This is a genomic window from Bacteroides sp. An269 (genome assembly GCF_002159755.1).
In the GTDB taxonomy this organism is placed as follows: domain Bacteria; phylum Bacteroidota; class Bacteroidia; order Bacteroidales; family Bacteroidaceae; genus Phocaeicola; species Phocaeicola intestinalis.
Map to the genome: position 1 here is coordinate 1 of NZ_NFJG01000146.1, position 9157 is coordinate 9157.

At 40.5% G+C, this 9157-nt stretch carries 5 protein-coding genes; 1 reads left to right on the forward strand and 4 read right to left on the reverse strand.

What is annotated here, in order from left to right; translation table 11 throughout:
* Positions 1-263 precede the first annotated feature (263 nt).
* A complete protein-coding gene (locus B5F71_RS17690; RefSeq protein WP_143269933.1) occupies positions 264-3275 on the forward strand; it encodes a hypothetical protein in 3012 nt (1003 codons plus the stop codon).
* Positions 3276-3411: 136 nt separating this feature from the next.
* On the opposite strand, the gene B5F71_RS17695 is transcribed toward B5F71_RS17690, so the two are convergent.
* Genes B5F71_RS17695 through B5F71_RS17710 form a run of 4 tightly spaced genes read right to left on the reverse strand, consistent with a single transcriptional unit; the run spans position 3412 to position 8756 of the window.
* On the reverse strand, positions 3412-4785 hold the full coding sequence (locus tag B5F71_RS17695) for a tetratricopeptide repeat protein (RefSeq protein WP_087212973.1): 1374 nt from the start codon (positions 4783-4785) through the stop codon (positions 3412-3414).
* Positions 4786-4801: 16 nt separating this feature from the next.
* The gene (locus B5F71_RS17700; RefSeq protein WP_087212976.1) at positions 4802-5791 is read right to left on the reverse strand and encodes a hypothetical protein; all 990 of its coding nucleotides are present in this window, start codon (positions 5789-5791) and stop codon (positions 4802-4804) included.
* Complete coding sequence (locus tag B5F71_RS17705; RefSeq protein ID WP_087212979.1) at positions 5788-6918, reverse strand: hypothetical protein; 1131 nt, start codon at positions 6916-6918, stop codon at positions 5788-5790. Before B5F71_RS17705 ends, B5F71_RS17700 begins: the two co-directional genes overlap by 4 nt.
* Before the next feature lie 5 nt (positions 6919-6923).
* The gene (locus tag B5F71_RS17710; protein WP_158098140.1) at positions 6924-8756 is read right to left on the reverse strand and encodes a tetratricopeptide repeat protein; all 1833 of its coding nucleotides are present in this window, start codon (positions 8754-8756) and stop codon (positions 6924-6926) included.
* Between the last annotated feature and the right edge of the window lie 401 nt (positions 8757-9157).

Sequence of the window (9157 nt, forward strand, 5' to 3'; positions counted from 1 at the left end):
GCTCCTGTTCTTCGTCAGATAGCCCGCTATCTTCCTCATCACAGAAGCGAAAATGCCTCAAAAACTCATCCCAAATCATCGCACGATAAATTCAAAACAGCTTCTTAATAAAAAAGTACAAATACGCATGGCATAAAAACGGTGGAATCGCTACATATACAAAAAAAATGATTATTTTTGCCAAATACTTGCATGGAGTTACAACAAAGTGAAAACCAACAAGTGCCTGCAATAAAAACAAACATCTTAACCCGCCGTAAGCTATGAAATATTTAAAAGTTACACTCATCTCCATCTTAACCGTCATATTGGGTCTCGGTTTATTATCCGTTATTGCATTTGTAGTAGCGAAAACATTCTACTTGACACCTGAAAAGCTGACAAACTTGATAAAACAAGAGGTTAACGAACAGACCAATATCCTGTTTGATTGTCAATCAATCGAACTTAGCTATTGGGATACATGGCCTACCATCTCTATCGCTGTAAAAGAAGGAAAAGTCAAATTATCGGCACACACTCCAAACGATTCCATAAAATATGTTCTGTCTGGTACATTCAAGAAAGCGACCGGCAGCATACAATTCACCCAGTTCTTAACAAACAGAGAACTGAGCATCAATAACATACAAGTATACCAACCCTATATTCACTGTATAGGCGGAAAAAAGATGTTGCCTATAGTCAAAAAAAAACCGAACAAGGGTAAACAAAAAGTACACCTGCAAGTAAATAAAATAAAAGTATACGAAGGCAGCTTGTCTTATCTGACTAAAAAAGGGACTACATGGAAAGTCTCACAAGCCTATGCGGAAGCCAAAGGCGAATTGGGTATGCCCGACAAGGAATTTGACCTGACTGTGCAAATCCCCCAAATCTATTCGGACAACAAGGCATTTATCCCCAACAAAAACATATCGCTTACATTAACTTCTCATTGTAACGCTGTCAATAAATTCAAATCCATCACGCTGAATGACGCCAGACTAATGGTCAATGATTTCCCTTTCTCGCTGAACGGCACAATCCATCAGACAGAAAAAGGAAAAGCTCCTGACGTAGACCTCCGTTTCAAGTTATTAGCAGCCGACCTGAAAGACTTAATCGAATTTATCCCCGAAAAATCTATCTCACAATGCAAAGATTATAAGATTAACGGTAAAGTAGCGTTGGAAGGCAGCATCGAAGGAGCGACCAGAGGAGACACTTTGCCTGACATTCAGATAAGCGGATTTATACAAAACGGCTCTTTAATCCGAAAGGATATGCCTTACGGAATTGATAAATTAAGCCTGAATCTTAATTTCAATCACCTGCAGGACAAACCGGATTCTTCTTTCCTTGCCATAGACAATCTAAATGCTGAAGGATTAGGCAGTAAAATCAATATGAGGTGCATGATTTCCAACCTCTTAACCAATCCTTACATTGCAGCCGACATCTTAGGGAATTTAGACTTCAACCGATTCAGCAAAGAATTCTTGCCTGAAAATACCACCCAAATGGAAGGGAAAGTCAAGATGGATATGGCTTGCGCCTTCTTATGGGACGACGTATTGAAACAAAAATTCCAACAAATTAAAATCCAAGGCGATTTCCAGGCAGACAACATTTCAGCCATTAATGAAAAAGAAAAACTAAATTTATATACGAAAAACGTCAATATCCATATAGGCAACCAAAAAAACAAAAGTGATTTCATTAAAGAAAACGAAATTCTTAATGGCATTATTGACATCGACACGCTTCACGTAGTCTATAAGCAAGCGACAAACCTCAATCTGTCGCAACTCCACATACGCACCAATACGACCCTGACTCCAAACAAAGAAGCGATACAACCCATTACCGCCCATGCCGAATGTAGCAACCTACGTGCCCAAACAAACCAAAAACAATGGATAGCGGGAAATAACATCGAAATACATGCCGGAAGCAAGGCTTCACCCTCCAACCCGCTGAAAGAAGAAAGGGCCTTGGTCGTAAAGGCCGATATGCTCAGATATGTAGATACGGGACAACAACATGCCGCTATATTGAGAAACAGCAATTTCATAGCTGAATTCAGGCCCTCATCTCATCAAGGCAGGACATGGAACATCAAAGGAATCATCGAACTGAAAAATTCACAGGTCTATACAGCTTTATTCCCGCTGAAAATAAATATACCCAAAGGATTCCTGCATTTTCAAAATGACCAATTTTCATTAAACCGCTTCGAAATACAAGCCGGAAAATCGGATTGTCTCTTATCCGGTTCATTGGCTGCCGACTCCCAAACAAAAGAACTGGAAGGTTCGTTGCAAATGTCCGCGCAATATATCGACTATGACGAACTCTACCAAACGTTTCTATACGGGAAAGCAAACAACCAAAAGAAAGAAACAAGAAACATACAAGACCTCACCATCGATAATTTTGAACAAAAAATACAATCCATTAAAAAAGAAGCCACCATTACCGACCGCAGCATCTATCTGCCGAAAAACCTTTCACTGAATATCCTTTTCGATATCGATGAAAGCAATTACAAAGAAATGAGCCTGCAACAAATCAAGGGAAACATCACACTAAAAGAGCAAAAGGCTTTAGCCGATTTCTCTACCAGAACAAATTTAGGCAAAACAGCCATCCATCTGCTCTACGACAGTCATCAAAAAGATAACATAAAAACTGTTTTCGATATCAACCTGGAAGATATTCTGGTAGCGCAAATCCATAAAGTCATCCCTACCATAGGCACGATGCTCCCTTTAACCAAATCAATGGATGGACTGGCCGACTGTCATGTCACTGCTTTTACCCAGCTGGACAATCAAATGTTGCCAGTCTTGGCCTCAACCAAAGCTATCTGTACCTTCAAAGGACAAAAATTAGTAGTTTTAGACAACAAGACTTTCAATGAAATAGCCAAACGATTCCGATTCAAAGACAGAACAAACAAAGTCATCAACCAATTGGAAGCCAACATCGTAATGAACAACGGAAAAATAGAGGTCATCCCATTTGCAGTCGAATGGGACCGATACAAAGCTATCATAGGAGGCACCCACGGGATAGACATGAATTACAATTACCACATTGATATGCTAAAGTCACCCATCCCGATAGATTTCGGAATAAATATCACAGGCAACGATGGCGACCTCAAATTTAAAATCAGCAAGTGTAAATACAAGAATCTATTTAAAAACGAAAATGTACAATATAGTAAGGAAGTAAACCAGAAGATACGCCAAACACGCCAAAGTATCGCTGAGTTAATCAAACTATAATTCTTTGATATTGCCTTCTGCCAAAATGTTTACTTTTCCTTCCGGCAGGACAGGATTCTGCTGGTGAACTCAACCAGACAAAAAGGGCTGACTCCGCAAATAAAGCCAGCCCTTTTTGTTTTGCTCCCAACAGGAATCAATAACAGAAACCAATACCGATAGCGTGACGGGTCCTGCTGAACTTATCTTCGTATTCTTTCGATACAGAGAAACGGTATTGGAAGGTATAACGCAATACCAAACGATTGAAAATCTTACCGGCAATACCTATTTCCGGAGATATTCCACTGTACACCTTAAATTCGGGCTTATTCTCTTCTTCACCATAAACAGGCAATTCTTCATCCGTGGCAGTACTTGTACCTTCTTCCGGCTCGAAATAACGATTGCCCTCACTATCCACAAATTCACCGACACCCGTATAACCAACGCCAAAGAAAATCCAGACAGGATATTTCTTCACCGGATTGACCGTCCAACCAAATGAAACGTTAAATTCGGCTTCATCTACCTCATTATATGATTTCTGCATCGCTTTGAAAAGATCCGGATTAAAGCTCAAACTGAAATAACCGCCTACCCTGCTTTTATAAGTACCGGTAGTAATGCCGACAGGAGCACTTTTACTCCATTCGTACAACCAAGCACGCGCACGCTGCTTACGGCTATACACATCTTTGCGCAACGCTTTCAAGTTCGCACTTGCAAGAACCGCATTCTGGCAATTGGCGTCGACCACTTTCTGATACAGGGCTATCGCCTTTTCATACTCCCCTTCATAGCGGTAGGCCTCTGCCGCATCATAATTCTTCTGGCAATCAATATTATAATTACGAGTACAATCAAACAATCTTGAAGATGCACTTTCATCAGAAGGATTCAATGCCAGGACTCTGCCATAATATTCTTTTGCCAATTCGTAATCCATCAATTCGAATGCCGACTCTGCCTTACTTTTATAAGATGAAATAGAATCGATATTCGCAATCAACACATCCAGCCCTGAATTTTCGGGACAGTCAGAACATTCCTGGGCAATGGCATATTGTTCTCTTGCTTCCGAATACATCGCTTGCTGGAAATATTCTGTTCCCCGCTTACGATATTCATAATAACACCCATAAACAAACTCTACATCCGGGTCTATCAACTGATAACGTTTTAATTCCTTCGGATTCAATTCCGCCATAATCGTTACAGGAGCATATCCATCGGCCCTGATTGTCAACTTACGCCCACGATAGCGCTTGCCTGTTTCAAACCGCAGATAATAAAAAATTTCTTCTCCCTTATCTTCCGTATTATATACATCAACAACCTTATCATGCGATGATTCAATAGTCAGCTTAATATTAGCAGGACAAGAAATCACAATACCTGCCTCCGTATCCTTCCCCGAAAACACATCACGAGGCGTAGTGATATCTTTTATTTCCAAACTCCGCTGGCCAAAAGCTGACGCTATGGCCAATACTAATCCACCTAACAACAAGAACAATTTCTTTTTCATAATTTAATCATATTGGTTAATCGTTTACTAAAGAGCGAACTATATCAAAATCTCCCAGATTGAACACTTCCTCACGAGCCAACACTTTTCCATCCAATTTCTCTGGCTGCCATGTACGAACCTGAATCAACGGATGCATTTCATCCTGAAAATCTATCATCAGAAAAATAAAACCGACATCACGGTATCTGTCAGAATTCCATTCCTGCTTCAAGGTGACTCCATAAATATCAGTCAGTTTCGGATGCTGGATGACTTCAACCTCATCAAACAACACATTGATATATTTATTCGATTTGAAAACTTTTTTCAAATTCGAAATATATTCTTTCTTCGTACGTTTTTGATAGACTATCTTCTCGCGGCTCAAAGCACGCATGGCATAATCCGACTTCGGCTTCTCACGAATGACCTTTCCCGTAAGAATCAACGCATTGTCACTGAATACAGATTCGATATACGACAAATCCTTCCGGTTATAAGCGGTTCTGTAATTTTCCACAAAATCTATAATCACCTGACGACGATATAAATCCTCAACAGATTCATGCTCGGCAATAATATCTTTATACCTATGTTCTTCAAGGGCTATCGAAATATTATCAATCAAACCAGAAGAAGTAAAATGAAGCACCAGTTCCTGGTCTTGTTCCCCTTCGGCAGCCGCCATCATAGTCACTGGAATATTCCTCACTTGATATCCTTCCGAAGTTTGCAAACAAACTTCCTCCACCGTAGATACCGGACAAGACATGGGACTCATTTTCCACATTTCTTTCAGCACCTCCTCGGCGTCCTTCGTCAATCCTTCTTCAATATCGGGCTTTTCCCCTTCCATCACAGCTACATTGCAAGCCTTCAAGAACAAAGATACATTATTCTCCATAACAGCTTTCAAAGAAGCATTATCCAAACCATCGGTAATAACAAGCTTCGTATCTTCTAACTGAGCAAAAGAAAACAATGGTATCAACACGAATAATAAAATCAACTTAACCTTTTTCATTGTAATAACGTTTTAATATATTGTTGCGGTATATTGGAATAAAAATCAGCTTTCAACACCGGATTCGTGGCAAATAATTGCTTCGCGTCCAGCGATACTTTCAACAAATGAATGTAATTCAGTTTCTTATGGCTGAAAACCACTATGGTTTCTAAATTCCCTTTCCTGTTATATCCCGTATAAGAATAGGTGATAAAATCATCGGCAAAACATTTTAGAAAATTCAGAAGAGGTATGGTGATTTCCGGAGTAAACTGCCCATACTTACGATGGGTAATCAACAGGAATTTCCCTTTTCCGTTCAGATAAGTCTGAAACAAATTATTAGCCGAATATTCTACATATTCCTTCTGAAAAAGCGGAACATATTGATTTCCGTCCCACACATAATACCGATTGGAAGACAGAGGCTGAACCGCAAACACTTCTCCCTTATTCACCCATACCTTTCCTCCTTCAATCGGCTGCAAATTCTGCTTATCTACCGGTTTGTCAACCAGCGTCGCGGTATCAAAAACCGCTACCTGCAATTGATGATAGACATTATCATCAGACTCTTTCTTGTCTGTCCCGTCTATCAGTTCCCGATACAAAGGAAACGACATACTTAGCGTGTGATGTCCGAACTTCCAATAAGCTTCCGCCTGCTTATCCTTATGCCGCAAAGAAAAGTTCACAGGCATTTCCATCAGTTCCAGCATATTGCTTAAAGACATCATATTCCCTTTACCATAAGCCTTACCATCCAAAAACAAACCGATATGGTATTCCGTCAGTTTCCGCTGTACCGACTGATTGCTTTCTTGCAACAGCAGCTCAAGCAAACAACGCTCTAAGAAATTACAAATACTTTTATCCAAAAGAAGTTTTGTCGCATCACTAAACAAAGACAATCCGATATGGGACACTTCTTTCCGGTCGTTAAAAAGAAACACCAACGATTTGTTTTTAATCACCTGAGGCACAGCTATTATCGTATCACGGTCCGGAATCTGCCGCATCGGCAACAAGGAGGCCAATTGCTTTATTTTCCGACTTGCAAAACTTACATCAGCCTTTCCATTGCCTGCGTTTGCACAAACAACAGAGACCAAACATAAAAAGAAAGCCACTAAAACCCTCCGCATAAGCTCTATTTTTTAGCGTGAATAATCGATTTTATCTGTTTCTTTATTGAAGAGTATCCCTTCAATATTGAATTATCCGCATCCATTGACCTGCGCAACCATTCTTTGGCTAATTTAAAATCGGGCTGGACACCTTCACCGCGCAAAAACATCTGGTAAATCTCATACATAGCCTTTACATTTTCTTTGGCCGCAGCCTTTTGCAGATATTCCATCGCTTTCTTATAATCCCGTTCCACCAGTATTCCTTTACGGTAAAAACTTCCCATATCAGCCAAAGCGTCCGGATAAGACATCGATACAGCCTGCTTATAATAATTCAAGGCTTTCACCGTATCCTGCTCCACGCCTAAGCCTTCATTATACAACCATCCCAAACGGAAAGCCGCATACGGGCAACGGCGCAACATCGCTTTCTGATAACATGCCAACGCCTTCGAGTAATCGGGGGTCATCCCGTCTTCCGACTCCCAATACGAATCTCCACACAGCACCAACGCATCTGTATACCCCGATTCATAGGCACGCATAAACAAATCACGGGCTTTGTTCAAATCCTTTTCTACTCCATAACCGTCCTGATACAACAAAGCCAGATTCAAAGTCGCAAAGAGGTTGTTCTTCATCGATGCTTCCATAAAATAAGACAGCGCCATTTTCATATTGCGATGCGTACCTACTCCCCACATGGAAAGGCATCCTAAATCATTCAAGGAAGACACATTATCAGAATCAGACGCACGTCTTTTTTGGTTATAGATTTCGCAAAGTTCAGGCATACTTGACAACTCCACATCAGAAGGTTGCACATACGTAAAGCCAAGATAATCATCGGGAGCCTTAAAGAGTTCGCACGTATGGCTCAAATCAGACAAATAGCCTCCATTTGAATGAGCGTCATACATCCGCGTATTCACTCTTCCTTCAAGCTTCATGCCGTCAAACTTCAAAGTAAACACATAAGCATGTATGATTTTAGGTTCAACCCAAGCAGCCGAATCCAGGGCAACCGTATCCATTGCCAGTGCCGTAGAATCTTCTTTCCGCTTCCTATCATTTCCTCCCATCAGGCTGCCCAAATCAAAACTCAAGATGTCATCTATGATAGTAGACAGGGCATCCGTTTTTCCGTCCTCTTTCTCCGACGGCAAAAGGTCTTTCTTCTCTTCTATCTCGAAAGAGAACACCAAGCTGTCTCCTCGTTGCATACCTTTCGCTTTAAGCCCGGAAGCATTAGCCAACCAGATATCTTTCTTTTTCATATAAGCACTATCGGTCAGTTGCATCCACATGGCATTATCCTCCGCGTAAATATCAAAAATCCACATCTCCCGGCCATCAAAATTCAACTCATCCGAAGCCCAACGTCCCAGCAATCTCGAATCGATGGAAGCTACAATGTCTTGTTCGGCCGGCATCACTCTTGGTATCGTTACCACCGTATCTTGAGGAGGCGCTACTTTTTCCTGTACTTTTTCCACTGCCACAGAAGCAATCTCACCAGAAGTTACAGGCAACACCACGGCAGGTTCGGGTTGCTTGATTTCAATAGGACGAACCCCTTCCCCCTTTTCCGCCAAAGCGGTAAGACGGCTTATTTCCGATTTCAAAGCTTCAGCATCCGATGCTTCCGGTTTTAATCTTAAGTAATTAGAGAAGCAGATGCAAGCCTTTTTTAACGAAACGGCATCTGCTTTGGCCGCATATAATTTCCCTAACTTCAAATAAGGATCCGGCAAACCGGGCGAAAGTTTCAATACAGAAAGATAAATGTCAATGGCTTTATCTGTGTCATTAGCTTTCTGAGCCACATTCGCCTGATAAAACAACTTCAGCAACTGCTCTTTCGTTACATGTTGGGCACAAATATTGTGACAAAAACATACAATCAAAATCCCAACTAACCAACTTTTAATAGTCTGACCACTCATAATTAGCATAATTATTTATTTGGCAAATATATTGATTTTTAAATAAAAACGCACAATCAAATGCCAAAATAATTACACAGCCCTGTTTTTTCGCCCCTAAAACAGACATAAATATTTTTATAACCGGTTCCTGTCACACATTTTTCCTTTCAGTTCTGATACAGACAAAAAAAAAGAGATACGGAACATATATATTGAATGTAAGCATTCGATAAACTACAGTCATTAAATATCTATATAATGATAGCGACTGTTACTATTGGATTCATAGTGACAGTCGCTATAGTTTTGTTGAACCTGTATGTTGA